This is a genomic window from Hungatella hominis, from assembly GCF_014288005.1.
Lineage (GTDB): Bacteria > Bacillota > Clostridia > Lachnospirales > Lachnospiraceae > Hungatella > Hungatella effluvii.
In genome coordinates, this window is the sequence record NZ_JACOPB010000002.1 from 615,572 (window position 1) to 636,640 (window position 21,069).

Sequence of the window (21,069 nt, forward strand, 5' to 3'; positions counted from 1 at the left end):
TTCTTATGTTACCTGTCCTCAGCCGTTTTCGCCTCGGGCTTCTTATCCCTCGATCTTTTTCACCCCTGTTTTTTTGTCCGCAATTTTCTTTGTCTCTGGCTTCTTATCCTCAAGCTTCTCCGCCACGACCTTTTTATCCGCGATTTTCTTTGTCTCGGGCTTCTTATCCTCAAGCTTCTCCGCCACGACCTTTTTATCCGCGATTTTCTTTGTCTCGGGCTTCTTATCCTCAAGCTTCTCCGTCACGACCTTTTTATCCGCGATTTTCTTTGTCTCGGGCTTCTTATCCTCGATTCTTTCCGCCACAACCTTTTTATCCGCGATTTTCTTTGTCTCGGGCTTCTTATCCTCAAGCTTCTCCGCCATGACCTTTTTATCTGCGATTTTCTTAGTTTCCAGCTTCTTGTCCTCGATCTTTTCTGCCGCAGGCTTCACCTCCACCGCCTTTGTTACAGCGTTTTTTTTCGCCGGTGCCTTCTTCACAGCTGCTTTTGTTCCAGCCGTCTTTACTCCGGAGGTTTTTGCAGCGGCAGCCTTCGCTCCGGCAGCTTTCTTAACCACTTTTTCTTCCACCGGCGTGCAGGTAAAGATCATCACAGAGAGCGGTGCCACCGTAATTTCGATGGAATCCGGCCTCTCGTCCTTCTCTGCCTTTTTCGAGCTCTTCACACGCGGATTGGTGCGTCCTTCACCGCCATAGCTTTCCGCGTCGCTGTTGGAAATCTCTTTATATTTTCCGGCAAACGGAACGCCAACCCGGAATTTCTCATGCAGTACTGTATCGAAGTTGCAGACAATCAAAAGTGTCTCCTCCTTCTTTTTCGTCCTTCTCAGGAATACCACAATGCTTTCTTCCGAATCCGTACAGTTCACCCACTCAAAGCCTTCGGGCTCATAATCCATCTGGTGCAGCGCCGGATAGTTTACATAAATTTCATTTAAGGACTTCACATACTCCTGCATCTGTTTGTGAACCGGTTGTTCTGTAATCCCCCAATCCAGTTCCGCATTCTCATTCCATTCATGAACCTGTGCAAACTCCTGTCCCATGAACAGCAGCTTCTTGCCCGGATGGCTCATCATAAAACCGTACGCAGCACGCAGGTTCGCAGCCTTGGTCTCCAGTTCCTCTCCCGGCATCTTACCGATCATGGATCCCTTTCCGTGGACCACCTCGTCGTGTGAGAACACAAGAATAAAATCTTCGCTGTATGCGTAAAGCATGCTGAATGTCAATTCTCCGTAATGGTGCTTTCTGAAATAGGGATCGCACTGCATGTATCCCGTAAAATCATTCATCCAGCCCATGTTCCATTTATAATCGAAGCCCAGGGCGCCTTCCTTGATATCGCCGGTGATCTCCGGCCATGCGGTCGACTCCTCAGCGATCAGAACGGCTCCGTCTGCCCTTCCTTTAAATACAGAATTCAAATGTTTTAAGAATTCCACGGCCTCCAGGTTCTCGTGGCCGCCGTAAATATTAGGAACCCACTCCCCCGGATTCTTTCCGTAATCCAGGTACAGCATGGAAGCCACAGCATCCATACGGATTCCATCCGCGTGATACTTGTCCGCCCAAAACAGCGCGTTGGCGATCAGGAAGTTGGATACTCCCGGACGGCCATAGTTATAGATCAGCGTGCCCCAGTGCGGATGAGCTCCCTGTCTCGGGTCCTTATGTTCATAGACGCATGTCCCATCAAAGTTAGCCAGTCCGAAGCTGTCCCTCGGGAAATGTGCCGGAACCCAGTCGAGGATCACGCCAATGCCCTGTCCATGCATATAATCCATAAAATACATGAAATCATCAGGCGTGCCATACCGGCTGGTCGGCGCGTAATACCCGGTCACCTGATAGCCCCAGGATGCGTCCAGCGGATGCTCCATGACCGGAAGCAGCTCGACATGGGTGTAACCCATCATCTTCACGTACTCCGCCAGTTTTACCGCGATCTCACGGTAATTATAGAATTCAGAACCGGTGATATCGTTCCCGTTCTCATCCCGCTCCGTCTCTTTCCTGATCCACGATCCGAGGTGGATCTCATATATGGACATAGCCTGATTTTTAGAATCCATCTTCGCGCGTTTTTCCATCCACGCGTTATCCTGCCACTCATATCGGCCCGTATCCCATACGACAGAAGCCGTGTTCGGACGCAGCTCGCAGAAATTACCATATGGATCCGCCTTTAACTGCGGCTCTCCATGGCTGTTCTTAATCTCATATTTATAAATCAGTCCCGATGCCAGACCCGGTATAAACAATTCAAAAATCCCGGAATCGCCCAGGCGCCTCATCTGATGACGTCTTCCATCCCATAAGTTAAAATCTCCGACAACACTGACGCGCATGGCACACGGCGCCCACACGGAGAAATAGACACCTTCCACACCATTCACACTCATCGGATGTGCGCCCATCTTCTCATAGATTGTATAATGAACGCCCGCTTCAAACTTCTTTAAGTCCGACTCTGTGTACAGCGGTGAAAATGCGTACGGATCGTAAAGTTCCTCCGACGTGCCATTATCGTAAACCACAAGCAGGGTGTATTCCGGAATATTCTTTCTCGGAATCAGCGCTGCGAAAAAGCCCGCCTCGTCTGCCAGTTCCATCGGAAATTCCTTTCCCGAGGAGGCAAGTCTGACCGTCACCATGACTGCCGTCGGTATGAATGCGGAGATCAGCAGTCCATCGTCCGTGATATGCGGTCCCAGCAGCTTGTGGGGGTCCGCCGCTTCTGAATATACAATCTCTTCAATCCCGGCCCAATCCATCAAATCATACAACTTTTTGTCCATACAATATCCTCCTGGTCCCTGTTTATTCCCGCGTGCAACGAGCCGGGCGGACGCGCTTGCGGGTCCATCCGGCGACTGCCGCGAGGGTCGGAACCCCCGCCGCTCACGACGCTGCATTTTTGATTCCCCGCTGTCTGCGGCGGGGTTTGCGACTGAGTCTATTTTAGCATTCATATGCGTATTTTACAATAGAATCCAACAGCACTTTCCGTATTTTTCCGACAAAAAACCTCCGAAATCTACACGTTTTCCTATTGTTCTTCCTCCAGGGAATCCGCCTGTTTCCTGGCATAAGCCAGCATTAAGTCAACAACGCTGCCATAGCTCTTCACACCATCTGCCTGACTGTTTATTTTTAAATACGTATCATTCAGCTGGTTGGACACTTCCGCCGCCTTCCCGTCGTATCTTGCCCAGAATTCATTATTTCCTCTCAGATCCACCCAGGCCCGCTCGTCCAGAGCGCCGCACAGCTCCAGATACGCATCCATATCGGTCTTCGCCAGGGCGTTGGTCGCATAGACCCATCCGGTTAAGTATCCGCTGTAACGGTAGGAGGGAGAATCGGAACCAATACAGGCCAGATAACCGATAAAATTCGCCTCGTCCTCCCTCATAAATCCCCGCAGATGGGACAGCTCATGGCAGATCGTGTGGGGAATGTTGTAATCCGGCATCTCCCGGTTGTAATTCGCCTCTACGGTAAAGGGTGAATACTGGCCGCACAGCTGCTGAACGGAAAAGAAATATGACCACGCCAGCGGCTTCGGCCTGGGATAGTAGCCTGCAAGCTGAGGATACCGTTCTCCCAACCGTCTCATGGCTGCCACGCCTTCCCGGTTGGCCTCCTTCATCTCCATGGCCGCACCGACGCCGTCTTCACAGTACTGATTCACGGTCTTTGTCAGCGCAGCGCACAGTTCCGTAAGTTCGTCCTTTGAAGACTTTTTGACTTCCAGACCGGTGTAGCTGGAGAACGGTTTTCTATAATAATTGATACCACAGTTAAATGTAAACAGAAAAAAAATCCCCGTCAGCAGAAACAGCGCCCTCACAAGCACCATTTTAATCCGTTTGATATGAGTGGCCGTATACCAGACCGCTGATGCTATAAGGAAATAAACGGCTGACTCTACTACGGAAAATGGAAAAATCCCGGATAATCGTCCCAGTGTTCCCACGATAACCGGATAAACGGTTACTGCATACCATTCTCCAAATCCCGGTACAAGACGGGCCAGAAGCTGAAAAAGCAGTGATAACGCAAACAGGACGCCAGATGCCAGAAGCAGCCGTATCTCCCGCCGCTTCTGTGCAGGATTCCCCTCTGCGCCGCTGTTCATACTCTTTTGCTTAATTGTCTCTCCCATACGTCTTCCCCCCGAAGTCTTCCGCCATGCCCCACACAGCGGATTGTTTAAAATAACGGTACCATATTTTTATGGACATTTCGTGGAATGTTTGTGAATATTTTCTTACCATTTAAGAAAACCCCTTGCGGAATCCCGGAAACTCATTTAAACTCTGTTATGGACAAAATATATGGATAGAAAAGAAGGTTTCAATGAAAAAGGAAGATAACAGACTGGAGAAGAGCGAGGCATTTGACTGGAAGGCCGAGATCATAAGCTGGATTAAAATTATTATAGCGGCGGCCGTCATCGCCTTTGTTCTGAACAACTTCATCATCGCAAACAGCAAGGTTCCAAGCGGCTCCATGGAAAATACAATCATGACCGGAGACCGTGTCATCGGTTCCAGGCTGTCTTACAGATTCAGCGATCCAAAGCGCGGCGACATCGTTATCTTTCACTTTCCGGATGATCCGACCGGTACCATTTACTATGTAAAGCGGATTATCGGTCTGCCCGGAGACACCGTAGATATCATCGATGGAAAGGTCTATTTAAACGGATCGGAGACGCCTCTCGACGAATCTTACATTCGGGAGCCCATGGACCCGGAACCACCGGCCCGCTTCGAAGTGCCGGAGGATTCCTACTTTATGATGGGCGATAACCGTAATTTCTCCGCAGACGCCAGGCGCTGGGAGAATAAATACGTAAAGCGTGATAAAATCATTGCAAAAGTACTGTTCCGGTATTATCCAGGCATCGGAAAAATCGAATAAGGAAAGAGTTCAGCCTTCACATACGGCAGCGGCTGCCGTATGCGAAGGCTGAACTCTTTCTAAATAAGTAATGGAAAATGCGGAAGTCCGCCGGTTGTTCCCGGCAGACCTCCGCATTTTCTGCTATATCTTCATTTTCCTCTACCACTGGTAGTACTGAACCAGCGCCTGAGTCCCCAGACTTCCTTTTCCCTGCGCCTCCATATCTTCATACATGGAAAGCACGTAATCCAGCACTCCCAGATGAACGCCTGCGTTCTCCGCTTCCTCGGAGGCAAGCTTCATATCCTTAATAAAATGCCGGATAAAGAAGCCGGGATCAAAATCGCCGACAAGGATACGGGGCGCTACCGTCTTGAGCTGTGCGCTGCCCGCCGCTCCCGTTCCGATCGAATCCACCATCCGGGCCACATCGAGTCCGGTGGCCTTCGCATAGACCATGGCCTCGCATACGCCGGAGATCGCGCCGGCTATGGCAATCTGGTTGCACATCTTCGTATGCTGGCCATTTCCCGCTTTTCCTTCATACTTGATGTTCTTTCCCATGGCCTCAAAGAGCGGCATGCACGCGTTAAAGTCCGCTTCATCTCCGCCGGCCAGGATCGTCAGCGTTCCCTCTCTCGCCCCTGTGTCTCCGCCGGTTACAGGCGCGTCCAGGGCCTTCAGCCCCGCTTTTGCGGCATCCTCGTATATCCTGACCGCCAGCTTCGGGCTCGTCGTCGTCATATCAATCAGAAACGTGCCCGGATCTGCACTGGCGACGATTCCATCGTCCCCGAAGTATACTTCTTCCACATCCTTCGGATATCCCACGATGGTAATCACCGCGTCACGCCCGGCGGCACAGGTCTTCACGTCCTCACACCAAACTGCGCCCTCTGCGATCACTTCCTCTGCTTTTTCCTTTGTTCTCGTGTAAACCGCCACCTCAAAACCAGCCTTCATCAGGTTGCGCACCATGGATTTCCCCATGATCCCGATTCCGATAAATCCCACCTTTTTCATGTATCCTTATCCTCCTTCTCGTATTGTCCATCTTCTATTCCGATTTTAACACGAGCCATGGCGGTTGTAAATTACCGGCGGAAACTTTTTGGAGTCATTCGGGATTCCCGGTTGCCGTTCCCGGCCATCTTACTTCGCGCTCAGCGCAGCCATGGTGATATAGTTGTAAGGTTTGTTAAAGTGAGGAAGGAAAAACGCATCGAACAGTTTCAGCTTATCGATGGTCACCTGCTCCTCGATCGCCATCGAGAAGAGATGGATCACCATGGAAATATCGTAGTCCGAGCTGATCTGCGCGCCCAGAATCACTCTCGTGTTTTTGTCATAGACGATGCGCAGCTTTACCTTATAGTTTCCATTTTCCATAAATTCCGCTCTCTGCCAGTCCTCAAAATCCGTGGTGAGCGCCTCGATTCCCAGCTTCTCGGCTTTTGCCAGGCTGATTCCCGTGCTCACCATGTTAAGGCCCCAGATACTGATGCCGTTAGAACCCTGAACGCCCACGGATTCCAGCTTCGTGCCGCAGGCATTGTGAGCCGCTATAATTCCGGAGCGGACCGCATTTGTCGCCAGCGCAATGTAGTCTGTGGCCTGAATCGCGTTGTTGTAAACCGTTGCACAGTCTCCAACCGCGTAGACGCCCGGAATGCTGGTCTCCTGACATAAATCCGTCAAGAACGCGCCGTTCTTAAACAGCCTGATCTGTTCTCCGCCCAGTGCAGTATTGGGCTTGAAGCCGATTCCGAACACTACCATATCGGCATCGTAGCTTCCCTTGTCCGTGACTACCTTCTGCACGCGAACGGAACCTTCCAACTTTTTCACAGTCTCTCCAAAGGCCAGCGTAACTCCGTGCTCCTTCAAATTATCCGCCATCTGATCGGAAAATTCTCTGTCATAATATCCGGCCAGACAGGTCTCCGCACAGTCGATCAGAACCACTTCCCTGCCGTTTCTCTTAAATGCCTCCGCCAGCTCCACGCCGATATAACCGGCGCCGACCACTGCGACGCGCTTTACACTCTCATCCTTCAAACGCTCAATCACATCCTGAGCATTCTGGAACAGCTTTACGAACTGTACATTTTCTAGCTCCATTCCCTCGATGGCCGGACGAATCGGGAGTGAACCGGTCGCCAGGATCAGCTTGTCGAAATGCTGCTCATACGTGTTGCCCTCGCGGTCGGCCGCATAGACGATCTTTTTATCGTAATCGACAGAGGTCACCGGAGTCTCCATGTATATTTTGGCGCCCTTTGCCTCAAACGCCGCCTTATCCGAGTAAAACAGTCCCTCCGGTCCCGATATCTGTTTGCCGATCCAGAGCGCCATACCGCAGCCCAGGAAACTGATGTTGCTGTTGGAATCAAAGGCGATCACCTCTTTATCCTTATAATTATCCAGGATTGTGTTGAGCGCCGCCGTTCCCGCATGATTTGCCCCGATTACTACAATAGTTTCTTTCATGTGAATATCCTCCTGTTCATGATTTAAATGAGTAAAACCTTAGTTCTAAAAAATGTTTCAGATAATTAGAGTATCTCCAATATGGTCTCATTATATCACGCCGTTAAAATAATAACAATAACTATTATTAAATATTTTAATATTTTTTTCACAATGGTAATTAGAACCCATGATGTCTGTAAAGAATCGTACGGCCGTCCGGGCTTTTGCATCGAAATTCAGGTAGACAAAGTACACCTTCCCGGGGAATTTCTTTTTTATAAGCCGCCGCTGCATATGAATCAAAAATGAGAGTATCAAAATGCCTGTCGCCGCCATATCCGGCAGGAGCATTTTAAATACTCTCAAAAAAACTTTTCATTATTTTTTATCTCCCACAACAACCTTCACAGCCTCTTCCATTTCTTCAAACGTCCAGTCTAACGGAGGGCATTTATGGAAAAAGGGGTGTTGTGGATTCATGCAGGAAATATTCACCATGCGTCTGTCGAAATCGAATTTCAGCGAGAAATCGCCAATCAGCAGATGCGCTTCTTTTCGGTTTTTCATATTATCCAGCAGTCTCCGCTCCAGCTCTTTTGACTTTCTTACCTCGTATAAAAAATCGATTGTATGTATCATAGCGCCCCTCCATACTGCGATTGTACCACGGGCTGCCTCATTCGTCAAAAGCAGCGGACCGGCTCCCGATTTTCTGCTCTCACGTACCGGACTTCTCCCGGCTGGCCGGAATCAGTCCGAAATATTCCAGTATGCATTTCAGCTGTGGATTCCAGAAGCCCCAGTTGTGGTTCCCTTCACATTCGCAGTAATGGTAATCCAGTTCCGGGCAATTTGTTTCCATAAACTGCTTAAATTCCACATTCAGACCGTAAAGGGGATCCTGTTGTCCACAGCTGTGGTAGATTTTCGGCTTGGGTCCTGTGGATGCGGCTGTCTGTTTCGCCAGATACTCCAGATCGTCCTTCGATCCCTTATACTCCTCCTCGTCGCCAAAAATGCGGTAAACATTGTCCATAAAATCAGAAACTGAAAACATGGTTCCGGCTGCCTTCATAGCCTCGAAGGGACTGTTGGCCGCCGACATTGCGGCGACACCTGCGTACTGTTCCGGGCAGGACAGCGCCGCCTTTAAGGCACCGTAACCGCCCATGGAGAGACCGCCGATAAACGTATCCTCTCTCCTGGTGGATGCCGGGAAGAAATTGCTCACAACGACGGGAAGCTCCTTTGTGATGTAATCGAAGTACAGGTGCCCGTGTTTTCCATTTGTGTAAAAGCTTCTGTGTGCTGAAGGCATAACCACGATGACATCGTGATCCCGGACCAGCAGCTCCAAATCGCTCTTTCTGATCCACGCAGTGTTGTCGTCTGCATGGCCGTGCAGAAGATACAGGACGGGATACTTTTTATCAGGAGCCGCCTCCGGCTTCCTCCCCCTTTTTTCAGGAAGAAGAACAGTCAGCGGTGAATCCATTCCGAGGTAGTATGAGTAAAAATCTACATTTAAAAGTGCCATATGTATTCTCCCTTCTTTCTGCGTCTATGCCCAGATAAAGCTGATGGCATACAATACGATAAATGACAGGATGGAGCAGAAGCCTCCATACAGGGTCCAGGATTTAAACGCTGTCTTCAAATCAATTCCCATATACTCCTTTGTCAGCCAGAAACCGGAATCATTGACATGAGAGAAGCTGGTCGCTCCGAACATGGCGGACATACCGATACAGGCAAGATACATTGGAGAGTAGGTGGAAATCTGCGGAAACGATGCAACAATTCCCAGTGTCATAGTCAGCGCCACCGTGGTGGAGCCCACTCCGATTCTCATCAGAGTAGAAATAATATAGGCTACAAGGATAACGGAAAGGTTGGCATTCTGCAGGGCATTGCCAATCAGGGTTCCCATCCCGGAATAATCCAGAACGTAACGCAGCACGCCGCCGGCCGAGGTAACCAGGACAATCATGGCCACAGGCTGAAGGGATTTTGCAAGAACGGACTCCACCGTCTCCATGGTAATCCCTTTACGCACACACAGGAAGATGATTCCGGCCACATTGGCGATGATCAATGCCAGATACGGCTGGCCGATAAATACGCAGAAATCCAGGAATCTCTGCATTCCGGCCCCCTCCGCAGTCATCATGCCTGCGGAGGCGCTGATTAAAATCAGGAGTATCGGCAGAAGCACGATGGAGATAACCAGGCCGAAGGACGGCCCACCTGCGGTGCCCTCTTTCTTTTCAGGAGCCATAACGGCATTTTCAGGAACCGGTACATACATTTTCTTTGCAAACGGAACAGCTACCGCATAGCTGATTAAATATTTCGGAATAACAAGTACAAGCGCCAGGATCGTGACCGTTCCCAGATCCACAGGAAGGCTTCCCGTAATCAGCATGGGAGCCGGCGTGGGCGGAATCGCCGATCCGATACCGAGCCCCGCCGTCATCGGAAGAACATAATATAGTAAGGATTTGTTCGTCTTCTTTGCAATGGAATAAACGATTGGCATAAGAATAATGAAAGCCGGATCAAAGAATACCGGAATACCGATGATAACGCCCGCTAGCCCCAGTGCAAACGCAGAATTCTTCTCACCGAATACCTTAACCAGCTTGTCGGCAATCGCCTGCGCCGCGCCGCTGACTTCCAGAATGCCGCCAAACATGGAACCAAGTCCGACGATCAGCGCGATCCCCTTTAGGGTGTTTCCCATACCATCCGTGACAGCCTGAGTAACCAGCGAAAACGGCATACCGCTTCCAACTCCGATAACGACTCCCGCTATGAGAACCGACAGAAGCGCATGAAGCTTCAGTTTAATAATCAGGAACAAGAGTACCACGAACCCCACCAGTGTGGCAGTTATCAGCTGCGCCGGATTTGCTACATAATCCATAATAAAAATACCTCCCTGTTTCAAGTTTATCTTTTTTCATAATACGTATGATGTCTTTGCCTCTATAAAATATCATTCCCGGATAAATATGTCAAGTATTTTCATATAATTTTACTTTTTATACAAATTATTCCACTCTATTTTGTGCATATCTCCCTCAAATACGTATGATCTATTTTCCAGATATCCATTTGACGCTTTCTGAGCCCTCAACGCCTTAAATTCAACGGCCATCAGGTGACAAAACGCCGGTTCTATGTTAAAATAAACTCAATTTAACAGGGAGGTAAAATGGGTGAGCAGCTTAGAATTTTATAATGGGAAACCGTTGGCAGAGCAGGTAGCCGACTATATATTAAACTATATTATAGACAACAATCTGGAAGTAGGGGCTAAGATTCCCAACGAATTCGAACTCGGCAAGATGATAAACGTCAGTCGTACTACGATTCGCGAGGCTATCAAGATCCTGGTATCCCGGCAGATCCTGGAGATCCGGCGCGGCGCCGGCACTTTCGTCTCCGAGAGGCAGGGAATCACCGACGATCCGCTGGGACTTACCTTTGTAAAAGACAAGACCAAGCTGGCGCTGGACTTAGTCAGCGTACGTCTGATGCTGGAACCTGAGATCGCCATGATGGCGGCCGATCACGCGACACCGGAACAGATCGGGGAGATGAAGCTCCAGTGCGATCAGATCGAAGAGCTGATCAAATCCGGCCGTGACCACATGGAGGCCGATATCCGCCTTCACACGATGATCGCCTCCTGCAGCGGCAACAGTGTAGTAGAAAAACTGATTCCGGTCATCAATTCCTCCATCGCCGTGTTTGTCGATGTAACCAACCGTGCCCTGGGCCAGGAGACCATCGAGACCCACCGCGAAATCGTAAACTGCATCGCAGAACGTGATGCAGAAGGCGCAAAATGCGCGATGTACATGCATCTGATCTACAACCGGAGAGTATTCCGGCAGTTAGAAAAAGAAGAGAAGCCTCTTGGATAAACAGCACTTCATATATTTTTCCAACGCCTTGTTGACTTTGTCCTGCGAGTATGGTATTTTGGTTTTATAAAATACATCATACGTATTATGCCTTTGCCAGGAAAAACATAGAATTCAGGAGGAAACGCTATGAAACTAAAAAGTCAGGAAGTCCGTGCACTGGCGCCGGAGATGGATCCGCTGCGCATGGGAATGGGCTGGAAAGTGGATGACTTGTCGAAGCCTCAGATTATAGTAGAGAGTACATTTGGAGACAGCCACCCGGGCAGCGCTCATTTATTGGAACTTGTGGAAGAGTCCGTGAAGGGAATAGGTCACAGCGGAGGCAAGGGAGCACGGTATTTTGCCACCGATATCTGCGACGGCATGGCACAGGGGCACGACGGAATCAACTACTCTCTCGCTTCCCGGGATACCATCTGCAACATGATCGAAATCCATGCAAACGCCACGACATTTGACGCAGGCGTCTTCATTGCCAGCTGTGACAAGGCAGTTCCGGCTCATCTGATGGCGATAGGGAGGCTGAAATTTCCGTCTATCGTCGTAACCGGAGGCGTCATGGACGCCGGTCCTGACCTCCTTACGCTGGAACAAATCGGAATGTACAGCGCCAAATGCCAGAGGGGGGAAATCACAGAGGACCAGCTGACCTGGTACAAGCAGCACGCCTGTCCCTCCTGCGGCGCCTGCTCCTTCATGGGAACGGCTTCCACCATGCAGGTAATGGCCGAAGCGCTGGGTCTCATGCTTCCTGGCACCGCCCTGATGCCTGCTACCTGTGAAGATTTGAAGAAGGCGGCCTACGATGCCGGAGTACAGGCGGTAAAGCTGGCAGAGACCGGGCTTAAATCCACTGATATCGTAACGATGAAGTCCTTTGAAAATGCCATCATGGTGCACGCCGCCATATCCGGTTCCAGCAACTCCCTGCTTCACATACCGGCCGCGGCCCATGAGTTCGGTTATGAACTCGACGCAGACTATTTCGACCGTATGCACCGGAACGCCCACTATCTCCTGGATATCCGCCCCGCAGGCAAATGGCCGGCCCAGTATTTCTATTATGCCGGCGGTGTTCCCAGGATCATGGAGGAGATTAAGAGTATGCTTCACCTCGATGTCTTAACCGTCACAGGCAAGACGCTGGGTGAGAATCTGGAAGACTTAAAGAAAAACGGTTACTATGAGAAATGTGATGAATACCTGGCGAAGGTCGGAAGGAAACGCACCGACATTATCCGAAGCTTCCAAAATCCCATTGGGGACAACGGCACCATAGCAATCCTTCGCGGCAATCTGGCGCCCGAGGGTGCGGAGGTGAAGCATTCCGCTGTTCCGAAAGAGATGTTTCAGGCCGTGTTAAAGGCAAAACCCTTCGACTGTGAGGAGGAGGCCATCGCCGCCGTATTAGACAAAACCATACGGCCAGGAGATGCCGTCATCATCCGTTATGAAGGCCCGAAGGGAAGCGGTATGCCGGAGATGTTCTACACCACGGAGGCTATTTCCTCCGATGAAGAGCTGTCTAAGAGCATTGCGCTCATCACCGACGGACGTTTTTCCGGCGCTTCCAGGGGACCGGCCATCGGCCACGTATCCCCCGAAGCCGCGGAGGGCGGACCGATCGCCCTGATCGAAGAGGATGACTTAATCGAGATCGATATTCCCGCCAGAATTCTCCGGATAATCGGAGTCAGAGGCGAGAAGAAAACACCGGAGGAAATGGACGCCATACTGGCCGTGCGTCTGAAGAACTGGACACCAAAACCGGCCAAATACACCTCCGGCGTGCTGAAGATCTTTTCTGAACATGCCGTTTCGCCTATGAAGGGCGGATATATGGAGTAAAATGCGAAAAATATTACCTCATAAAGGCCGCCCCCAATGAGGCAATATTTAAGAACATACAAATTGTGCAGCCAGCAAGCGGGATATGACACCAAAAGACGGACTATCAGCGATAAGCTGATAGCCCGTCTTTTGCACGGATAAATGTGTTGACAAACAGATTTATGTTAACAATCCCGTTTTTCTCCACCTCCTGAATCTCTTTTTCTATGCTGTGCCACAAAGGAAGATTAATAATAAGAGTTTTATCATTGTTGATAAAGTACACCTGACTTTGTGCAAATATTATATAAAAATGTGTTCTCACCTGTTCGGAAAGTTCCCCCACAAGATGCTCCAGCAATACAAATTGTTCCTCGGAAATCCTCTGATTTTTTGGTGCGATAAACAAGCAGTTTCTATTATGATTGATGGCAATCTTCTTTTTAACCTCCAGCCCTCGCTTTTGGGGGAGGTATTCGGCAAAGACATCCTCATCTGTGCTGCAAGATACCTGCACAAAATCTTCGTTATGAAACAGACTTGCCAACCCGGTAAACACAACGATGCAGCCGTTAATCTCCTCATTGGGACCTTTTCCATAGGATAAGGTGAGCGGCGCGATTTCAAAATCGACGTCCTTGTATCTGCCCACCAGATATTCCGCTTCTTTTTGCTTATAGTCGGTATACGGAGGTATAATCTTCGCTTTCACCAGTTCCGCTGTATTCAACAATCGCTCAGTATAGCGCACATAGGAGTAATCGGAGTTGCGCAAAACCGCCTGCGTAAAAATATTTTCACAATAAAAATTATGCAGCTTTTTTAATGGGATGTAGCAACAGATTGCAATCCATATCACAGAGATGATTATCAATACAATCGTTTCAACAAATATCCTCAAAAGAAAAGCTATTACGCCTGAAATAATATCCCCATCTTTCATCGAGCCTGCTAACTCTATAATAAGCGAAAACAACCGATAACCAGTCAACAATATCAGTGGTATTAAAGCTAGAAAAAACACCACTAAAAAGTCTCTTTTTCTAATTTTCATCATATCAAGTCCATAAGAACACATATCCAAACCCTCTCCGCAATCCAGGAAATGATTTCAGCCCTCGCTGGATCTGCCCATGCGGTTTTGTTTTTTGATATTTTTATTCTACCACAATTCCGAGCGCATGGAAATAATGCGTTTTCCAACAAAATTTTCAACTTTTTGGATATGTGGGACAGTAAGTCAAAAAAGAAGGGCCACCTCATACTCCGGCATCACCCTTACATAGGCGGCGTTCTCCTGCTTTCCTGCCATTATTTCGTCATAGAAGAACACGCGGCCCCTGTCATTTTCACAGAATTCCGCAACCATCTGCGTCTGATGAAAGCTGGTTATGATGTTAGACATGGAATCATAGATTCCGCCCAGCATAATCCTGCATTCTACCAGTGAGTGAAGGCTGTCTAATACTTCCGCGGCAATGGCCTGCACCTCCGCCTTTCCGTCTGCATCGTGAATCTCATCCTGGCTGAATCCCATAGGATTTCGGATCAGCCCGACCTGAAACAAAGAATATTTCATCTATCCAGGTCGTGAGCGCTACCAGCATGCCGCTCATACCATACACCGGACTACAGCGCGCTCTGGTTACGTCTCTCGATATCCATCACCTGGTCCACACGTCTCTGGTGTCTTCCGCCTTCGTATTCTGCATTCAGCCATTCTTCCGTTATCATCTTCGCCATCTCCACACCGATCACCCTGGCACCGAAGGCGAGGACGTTGGAATCGTTGTGCATTCTGGAAAGCTTCGCCGTATACGGCTCACTGCAGACGCAGCAGCGGATTCCCTTTACCTTGTTGCAGGCCAGCGATATGCCTACGCCGGTTCCGCAGATGGCGAGCCCCAGATCCGCCTCGCCGTTTGCCACTGCATTGCCCACCTTTTCTCCGTAAACCGGGTAGTCGCAGCTCTCCGTGGAATTCGTGCCGTAATCGATTACCTCGTATCCTTTTTCTTCCAGGAACTTCTTCATCTCATTCTTCATCTCAAGGGCTGTATGGTCATTTCCTATTGCTATTTTCATTTTCTTCTCTCCTGTTTTTATAGATGTATGGTTTATAAATGCTCCGCGCTATGCACACCGAAAAATCCCTGAATCCGGTCCAGTCTGGAGGTCATGGACAGAAGGAGTAAGTCCGCCGTCGTCAGCGCCGCCATCGCTTCCACCACCACCACGGCCCGCGGTACGATAATCGGGTCGTGACGGCCTTTGATCGCGATATCCGTCTCCTCCATACCGCGCGTCACGGTCTTCTGCTGCTGTGCGATAGACGGCGTCGGTTTGAAGGCCGCCCGCAGCACGACCCGGCTTCCGTCGCTGATGCCGCCCAGGATTCCTCCGGCGTGGTTCGTCTCCTTCTTTATCTTACCGGATTCGTCCATGCGAAACGCGTCGTTGTTTTCCGAGCCGACCGACTTCGCGGCCTGGAATCCGTCTCCGATCTCAAAGCCCTTCACGGCCCCGATGGACAGAATGGCTTTTGCCAGAGATGCGTCGTACTTTTCAAAGACCGGATCACCCACTCCGGCGGGAAGTCCGTCGATCACACACTCCACCACGCCGCCCACAGAGTTGCATTCCGACATCATACGGTCCAAATACGCTTCGGCTAAAGCAGCGGCTCCTGCATCCGGCATGTAGAGACGGTTTCTGTACATCTCCTCCGGATCGAACTGTGCGGGATCTGCTTCGTACGGTCCTACGGCCTTCGTATAGGCGCATACCGTGATACCCAGACTCTTTAAAAGCCTGGCCGCTATGGCTCCCGCGGCCACACGGCCGATGGTCTCCCGGCCCGAGGAGCGGCCGCCGCCCCGGTAATCCCGGAATCCGTACTTCTCGTCAAAGGTATAATCCGCATGGCCGGGACGGTACACCTCCATGATATTCCCGTAATCCCTCGATCTCTGGTCCGTATTCATCACAGCCATGGAGATAGGAGTTCCCGTCGTCTTCCCCTCAAACACTCCGGAAAGGATTTCCACCCGGTCCGCCTCCTGGCGTTTGGTGGTGAAACGGCTCTGCCCCGGTTTTCTGCGGTCTAAATACGCCTGAATGTCTTCTTCCGCGAGCGGAAGCCCCGCCGGACATCCGTCCACCACGACACCGATACCCTTTCCGTGTGATTCTCCCCAGGTTGTTACCTTCAATATGGTCCCAAGTGTTGATCCTGCCATGTATGATCTCTCCTTATCTCAATTCTTGTTTCAATCCACGCTTGTTTTGTCAAAACCGGGGCCCGCGTCCATTGTGCAAACGGACCGGCCCCCGGTTCTCAAATACCATTTTCTGCAATCACTCTCCGACCTTTACGATCACGCAGCTGTTGGGTTCATTGACTCTGATTTCTTTGCCGTTCATGATCAGCAGGCCCTTCTTATAGTCCACGGAAAAGAAAGTAATACTGCCGTTCTCATGATTAATGGAAGCGATATGCTTGTCATCCGGGAATACACAGATGTCCTTCGGGTAGCTTCCGCTGATGGGCAGACAGCAGATATAATCCAAAAGGCCCGTCTTCGGATCACGGTCATAGACGGTTACCGTGTTATCGCCTGCGTTGCCGCAGAACATGTGCTTCTCATCAGTGGATAAGCGCATGGAGCTGGCCGCGGTCAGTTGGGATAACGCCTTTGGCCCCGTCGTGGATATGGTCTGTATCTTCTCGATCTTCGGCTGGCGCTCGCCCGTCTCATAGGAGTATACGTCAATCACGTTCTTTAACTCATATAAAAGATAGAAGAATCTGCCATCTGAGCTGAACCGGAAGCATCTGGGCGCAGATTCCAGCTCACAGCGAAGTGCATCCACCAGCATCAGCTTCTCTTCTTTTTCATCGAACCGGTATATCTTTACCTGATCGATCCCTAAATCGGCCACCATTACGAATCGGCCATCCGGAGTCCTTCTCGTACAGCTTACGTGCGGCCGGAAGTTTCTCTCCGCCACGCTGCCCAGCCCCTTGTGGAACACTCCGTCTACGATGTCCCCCACCGTTCCATCCGGGTTCAGTCTCAGCACTGTGGACTTCCCATCGTGGTATCCGGATACAAATATATACTTGTCCTCTGCGTCCGTAGACAGATGGCAGCCCCTCATTCCCTTGATATTAGCGGAATTCAGCCTTGTAATCGCCCCGTTCTCGTGAATCCGGAATGATACGACACCCTCGTCCGCGATGGAGTACAGGGTCTTTCCGTCATTCGATGCGATGACATAAGAAGAGTTGTCCACTTCCATCTCGCATCTCGGTATAAAACGGCCTTTGGCCACGTCCACATCGTACACCGTAATCCCTTTTGCCTGGCCGTTGTAGGAGTAGGAACCTACGTATGCCATATACTTTCCTTTCATATTCGCGTCCTCCTGGATTGTTCCTTGTATAAACTAAAAATATCATATCATAAAAATGTATTTTTGTTAAGGAGAAACTATTGACATACGGATAAAATCCGGTATAATGTATTTTGCCGTGTGTTTATTATTACTAAACTTTTAGATTATTATTATAGTCAGTTAGTATAGCTAAACTCCAGGCTTATATTTATTAAAAGGAGGAGCGTATGGATATCGGTGCGAAATTAAAAGAACTGCGGATCTTAAAAGGCCTAACCCAGGAAGAGCTGGCAGACCGTGCGGAGCTGTCAAAGGGATTCATTTCCCAGCTGGAAAGGGACTTAACTTCCCCCTCCATCGCAACTCTCATGGACATCCTGCAGTGCCTTGGGACCTCCATCGGAGAGTTCTTTAACGAGACTCCGGAGGAGCAGATCGTCTTTGGAAAGACAGATTACTTTGAAAAGCACGATCTGGAACTGAAAAATGATATCAAATGGATCATTCCCAACGCACAGAAGAACATGATGGAGCCGATTCTTCTGACACTGGAGCCGGGCGGGGAAACGTACCCCGACAATCCGCATGAGGGAGAAGAGTTTGGCTATGTCCTGCAGGGCAATATCTCCATTCATATAGGAAGCAAGACATATAAAGCGAAAAAAGGGGAATCCTTTTACTTTGTTTCAGATAAAAAGCACTACTTAAGCAGCAAGGCCGGCGCAGTCTTAATCTGGGTCAGCTCTCCGCCTAGCTTTTAAAATTACATGTATCGCACGTAAGCGGCCAAAAGACGTCCGCTAAGTGCTCATAACGAGGAGGATAAAGGGTCATGGGTCAGCCATTAATTGATTTAAAAAACATTACGAAGGCATTTGACGGCACGGTTGTGCTGGACGATTTAAATCTTTCCGTAAAGGAAAATACATTTGTCACACTGCTTGGACCCAGCGGCTGCGGTAAAACCACAACGCTCCGGATTATCGGCGGATTCGAACGGCCGGATCAGGGCACGGTCATTTTTGACGGCCAGGAGATCACCAGCCTTCCGCCAAATAAACGCCAGCTGAACACCGTATTCCAGAAATACGCGCTGTTCACCCATATGTCCATTGCGGAAAATATCGCATTTGGACTGAAGATCAAAAACAAACCGAAGACGTATATTCAGGATAAGATCAAGTACGCCTTAAAACTGGTGAACTTAGACGGCTTCGAAAACCGTACCGTGGACTCTTTAAGCGGCGGCCAGCAGCAGCGAATCGCCATTGCACGGGCCATCGTCAATGAACCCCGTGTCCTGCTCCTCGACGAACCGCTGGGAGCGCTGGATTTGAAGCTCCGCCAGGATATGCAGTATGAGCTGATCCGTTTAAAGAATGAGCTGGGAATCACCTTTATCTACGTGACCCATGATCAGGAGGAGGCCCTCACCATGTCCGACACCATCGTCGTCATGAACCAGGGTTATATTCAGCAGATGGGATCTCCGGAAAACATCTACAATGAACCGGAAAACGCCTTCGTGGCCGATTTTATCGGGGAAAGCAACATTGTTCCGGGCATCATGATCCGGGATGAGCTGGTGGAAATCTTTGGCGCGAAGTTTGTCTGTGTCGATAAGGGCTTTGGCAACAACAAGCCGGTCGACGTGGTAATCCGCCCGGAGGACATCGATTTAGTGGCTCCCGGACAGGGCTCGATCTCAGGCGTGGTAACCCATTTAATCTTCAAAGGCGTTCACTACGAGATGGAAGTCACCACACCGGATGGCTTCGAATGGCTCGTACACAGCACGGATATGTTCCCGGTCGGACAGGAAGTGGATATCCACGTGGATCCATTCGACATCCAGATCATGAACAAGCCGGCTTCAGAGGATGAGGAGGCCGTGGGAGTCAATGAGTAAGAAATTATTATCCGGTCCCTATCTCATGTGGATGATCGGTTTCACCATCATTCCGCTGGCTTTGATCGTATTTTACGGTCTGACAGACAGAAGCGGGGCATTCACCCTGGCGAACGTCTTATCCATCGCCACGGCAGAACACAGTAAGGCTCTGTGGCTGTCCCTCGGGCTGTCCTTAATCAGCACCATTATCTGTTTTATCCTCGCCTATCCGCTGGCCCTCATTCTGCGGTCGCGGGGCATCGGCCAGGGCAGCTTTATCGTCTTCATCTTCATCCTGCCGATGTGGATGAATTTCCTGCTGCGCACACTGGCATGGCAGACGCTTCTGGAGAAGAACGGAGTGATCAACGGAATTTTATCGGCGCTCCACCTGCCGGCTCAGGGCTTAATCAACACACCGGGAGCCATTATTCTCGGCATGGTATACAACTTCCTGCCATTTATGGTTCTTCCTATTTATAATGTACTGTCCAAGATCGATGACAACGTCATAAATGCCGCCCAGGACCTGGGAGCCAACTTTTTTCAGATCCTGTTCCGTATTCTGCTCCCGTTAAGCATCCCGGGGATCGTCAGCGGAATCACCATGGTGTTCGTGCCGGCGCTTACCACCTTCGTTATCTCCAATTTACTGGGCGGAAGCAAGATTCTCTTAATCGGCAATGTCATCGAGCAGGAATTTACCAAGGGAAGCAACTGGAACCTGGGTTCCGGCCTCTCTCTTGTCATGATGATATTTATCTTAATCAGTATGGCGCTGATCGCCAAATACGATAAAAATGGGGAGGGGACTGCATTTTGATGAGCAAAAAGACTGGTATATTCAAACGTTTTGTTCAGGACTTCTATCTGGTCCTCATCCTGGTATTTCTGTACGCTCCGATTGCGACCATGACGGTGCTGTCTTTTAACAGCTCCAAGTCCAGGACTCAGTGGGGCGGCTTCACCACACGGTGGTATACGGAGCTGTTCTCCAGCAATACCATCATGACGGCGCTTTACAATACGCTGCTGATCGCCTTTCTGTCCTCAATCATCGCGGTTATCATCGGCACGGCGGCGGCTATCGCCATTAATAATATGAAGCGTGTTCCCCGCAGTATTGTGATGGGAATCACCAATATTCCCATGCTGAACGCAGATATTGTGACCGGCATCTCCCTGATGCTGGCATTTATCGCCTTCGGAATCTCCCTCGGGTTTAAAACGATTCTGATTGCACATATTACCTTTAACATTCCGTATGTCATTTTAAGTGTCATGCCGAAGTTAAAACAAACGGATAAGAGTACTTATGAGGCCGCCATGGATTTGGGCGCAACTCCGGTCTACGCCTTTTTCAAGGTTGTATTTCCGGATATCCTTCCGGGCGTACTCTCCGGTTTTCTGCTGGCCTTCACCATGTCGCTGGATGATTTCATCATCACCCATTTTACCCGCGGCGCCGGCATCAACACCTTATCCACGTTAATATACAGCGAAGTACGCCGCGGTATCAAGCCCTCCATGTACGCGCTGTCCACTATTATCTTCTTAACGGTGCTGATTCTCTTACTGATTACCAATTTTGCACCGAAGCGGAAGAAACATTAAGACCATTTATT

19 protein-coding genes are annotated in these 21,069 nt (G+C 49.8%); 7 read left to right on the forward strand and 12 right to left on the reverse strand.

The genetic code is table 11. The annotated features are described in order from the left end of the window. Positions 1-42 precede the first annotated feature (42 nt). Positions 43-2,805, reverse strand: a complete 2,763-nt coding sequence (gene glgB, locus H8S75_RS07050) for a 1,4-alpha-glucan branching protein GlgB (protein WP_187020311.1) — start codon at positions 2,803-2,805, stop codon at positions 43-45. A 251-nt stretch (positions 2,806-3,056) separates the two neighbouring features. Further along, complete coding sequence (locus H8S75_RS07055; RefSeq protein WP_187020312.1) at positions 3,057-4,175, reverse strand: DUF3810 domain-containing protein; 1,119 nt, start codon at positions 4,173-4,175, stop codon at positions 3,057-3,059. Between the two features lie 194 nt (positions 4,176-4,369). Between H8S75_RS07055 and lepB the strand changes: the two genes are divergently transcribed. Further along, positions 4,370-4,936 carry a signal peptidase I gene (gene lepB, locus H8S75_RS07060; protein WP_187020314.1) on the forward strand — a complete coding sequence of 189 codons (567 nt, stop codon included), beginning with the start codon at positions 4,370-4,372 and terminating at the stop codon, positions 4,934-4,936. A 141-nt stretch (positions 4,937-5,077) separates the two neighbouring features. Here lepB and H8S75_RS07065 read toward each other — a convergent pair whose 3' ends face one another. The 5 genes from H8S75_RS07065 to H8S75_RS07085 form a co-directional block, all read right to left on the reverse strand. Next, the gene (locus H8S75_RS07065; RefSeq protein WP_187020315.1) at positions 5,078-5,941 is read right to left on the reverse strand and encodes an NAD(P)-dependent oxidoreductase; all 864 of its coding nucleotides are present in this window, start codon (positions 5,939-5,941) and stop codon (positions 5,078-5,080) included. Between the two features lie 129 nt (positions 5,942-6,070). After that, positions 6,071-7,408, reverse strand: coding sequence for a H2O-forming NADH oxidase (gene nox, locus H8S75_RS07070; protein WP_002604876.1), 1,338 nt, complete (start codon positions 7,406-7,408; stop codon positions 6,071-6,073). Positions 7,409-7,768: 360 nt separating this feature from the next. Further along, entirely contained in the window at positions 7,769-8,029 is a 261-nt protein-coding gene (locus H8S75_RS07075) for a hypothetical protein (protein ID WP_187020317.1), read from the reverse strand. Between the two features lie 79 nt (positions 8,030-8,108). Then, positions 8,109-8,927, reverse strand: a complete 819-nt coding sequence (locus H8S75_RS07080) for an alpha/beta hydrolase (protein WP_187020319.1) — start codon at positions 8,925-8,927, stop codon at positions 8,109-8,111. Between the two features lie 24 nt (positions 8,928-8,951). Beyond that, positions 8,952-10,316, reverse strand: coding sequence for a GntP family permease (locus H8S75_RS07085; RefSeq protein WP_187020320.1), 1,365 nt, complete (start codon positions 10,314-10,316; stop codon positions 8,952-8,954). Positions 10,317-10,611: 295 nt separating this feature from the next. Between H8S75_RS07085 and H8S75_RS07090 the strand changes: the two genes are divergently transcribed. Further along, entirely contained in the window at positions 10,612-11,322 is a 711-nt protein-coding gene (locus tag H8S75_RS07090) for a FadR/GntR family transcriptional regulator (protein WP_002604881.1), read from the forward strand. 129 nt (positions 11,323-11,451) lie between these two features. Beyond that, positions 11,452-13,173: a dihydroxy-acid dehydratase gene (gene ilvD, locus H8S75_RS07095; RefSeq protein ID WP_187020322.1), complete on the forward strand. Its 1,722-nt coding sequence runs from the start codon at positions 11,452-11,454 to the stop codon at positions 13,171-13,173. 106 nt (positions 13,174-13,279) lie between these two features. Here ilvD and H8S75_RS07100 read toward each other — a convergent pair whose 3' ends face one another. From H8S75_RS07100 to H8S75_RS07120, 5 genes are all read right to left on the reverse strand, one after another. Next, complete coding sequence (locus H8S75_RS07100; RefSeq protein WP_187020323.1) at positions 13,280-14,233, reverse strand: hypothetical protein; 954 nt, start codon at positions 14,231-14,233, stop codon at positions 13,280-13,282. 162 nt (positions 14,234-14,395) lie between these two features. Continuing rightward, entirely contained in the window at positions 14,396-14,734 is a 339-nt protein-coding gene (locus H8S75_RS07105) for a hypothetical protein (RefSeq protein ID WP_243270193.1), read from the reverse strand. 50 nt (positions 14,735-14,784) lie between these two features. Then, complete coding sequence (rpiB, locus tag H8S75_RS07110) at positions 14,785-15,240, reverse strand: ribose 5-phosphate isomerase B (RefSeq protein ID WP_055653318.1); 456 nt, start codon at positions 15,238-15,240, stop codon at positions 14,785-14,787. 32 nt (positions 15,241-15,272) lie between these two features. After that, complete coding sequence (gene aroC / locus H8S75_RS07115; RefSeq protein ID WP_187020325.1) at positions 15,273-16,394, reverse strand: chorismate synthase; 1,122 nt, start codon at positions 16,392-16,394, stop codon at positions 15,273-15,275. A 118-nt stretch (positions 16,395-16,512) separates the two neighbouring features. Next, positions 16,513-17,571: a lactonase family protein gene (locus H8S75_RS07120; protein WP_002604891.1), complete on the reverse strand. Its 1,059-nt coding sequence runs from the start codon at positions 17,569-17,571 to the stop codon at positions 16,513-16,515. A 209-nt stretch (positions 17,572-17,780) separates the two neighbouring features. Between H8S75_RS07120 and H8S75_RS07125 the strand changes: the two genes are divergently transcribed. The 4 genes from H8S75_RS07125 (at position 17,781) to H8S75_RS07140 (ending at position 21,058) form a co-directional block, all read left to right on the forward strand. After that, positions 17,781-18,314, forward strand: coding sequence for a helix-turn-helix domain-containing protein (locus H8S75_RS07125; protein WP_187020327.1), 534 nt, complete (start codon positions 17,781-17,783; stop codon positions 18,312-18,314). A gap of 71 nt (positions 18,315-18,385) precedes the next feature. Beyond that, positions 18,386-19,462: an ABC transporter ATP-binding protein gene (locus H8S75_RS07130; RefSeq protein WP_055653316.1), complete on the forward strand. Its 1,077-nt coding sequence runs from the start codon at positions 18,386-18,388 to the stop codon at positions 19,460-19,462. After that, positions 19,455-20,267, forward strand: coding sequence for an ABC transporter permease (locus H8S75_RS07135; RefSeq protein ID WP_187020328.1), 813 nt, complete (start codon positions 19,455-19,457; stop codon positions 20,265-20,267). The genes H8S75_RS07130 and H8S75_RS07135 overlap by 8 nt, the downstream gene beginning before the upstream one ends. After that, entirely contained in the window at positions 20,267-21,058 is a 792-nt protein-coding gene (locus H8S75_RS07140; protein ID WP_187020330.1) for an ABC transporter permease, read from the forward strand. The genes H8S75_RS07135 and H8S75_RS07140 overlap by 1 nt, the downstream gene beginning before the upstream one ends. Positions 21,059-21,069 lie beyond the last annotated feature (11 nt).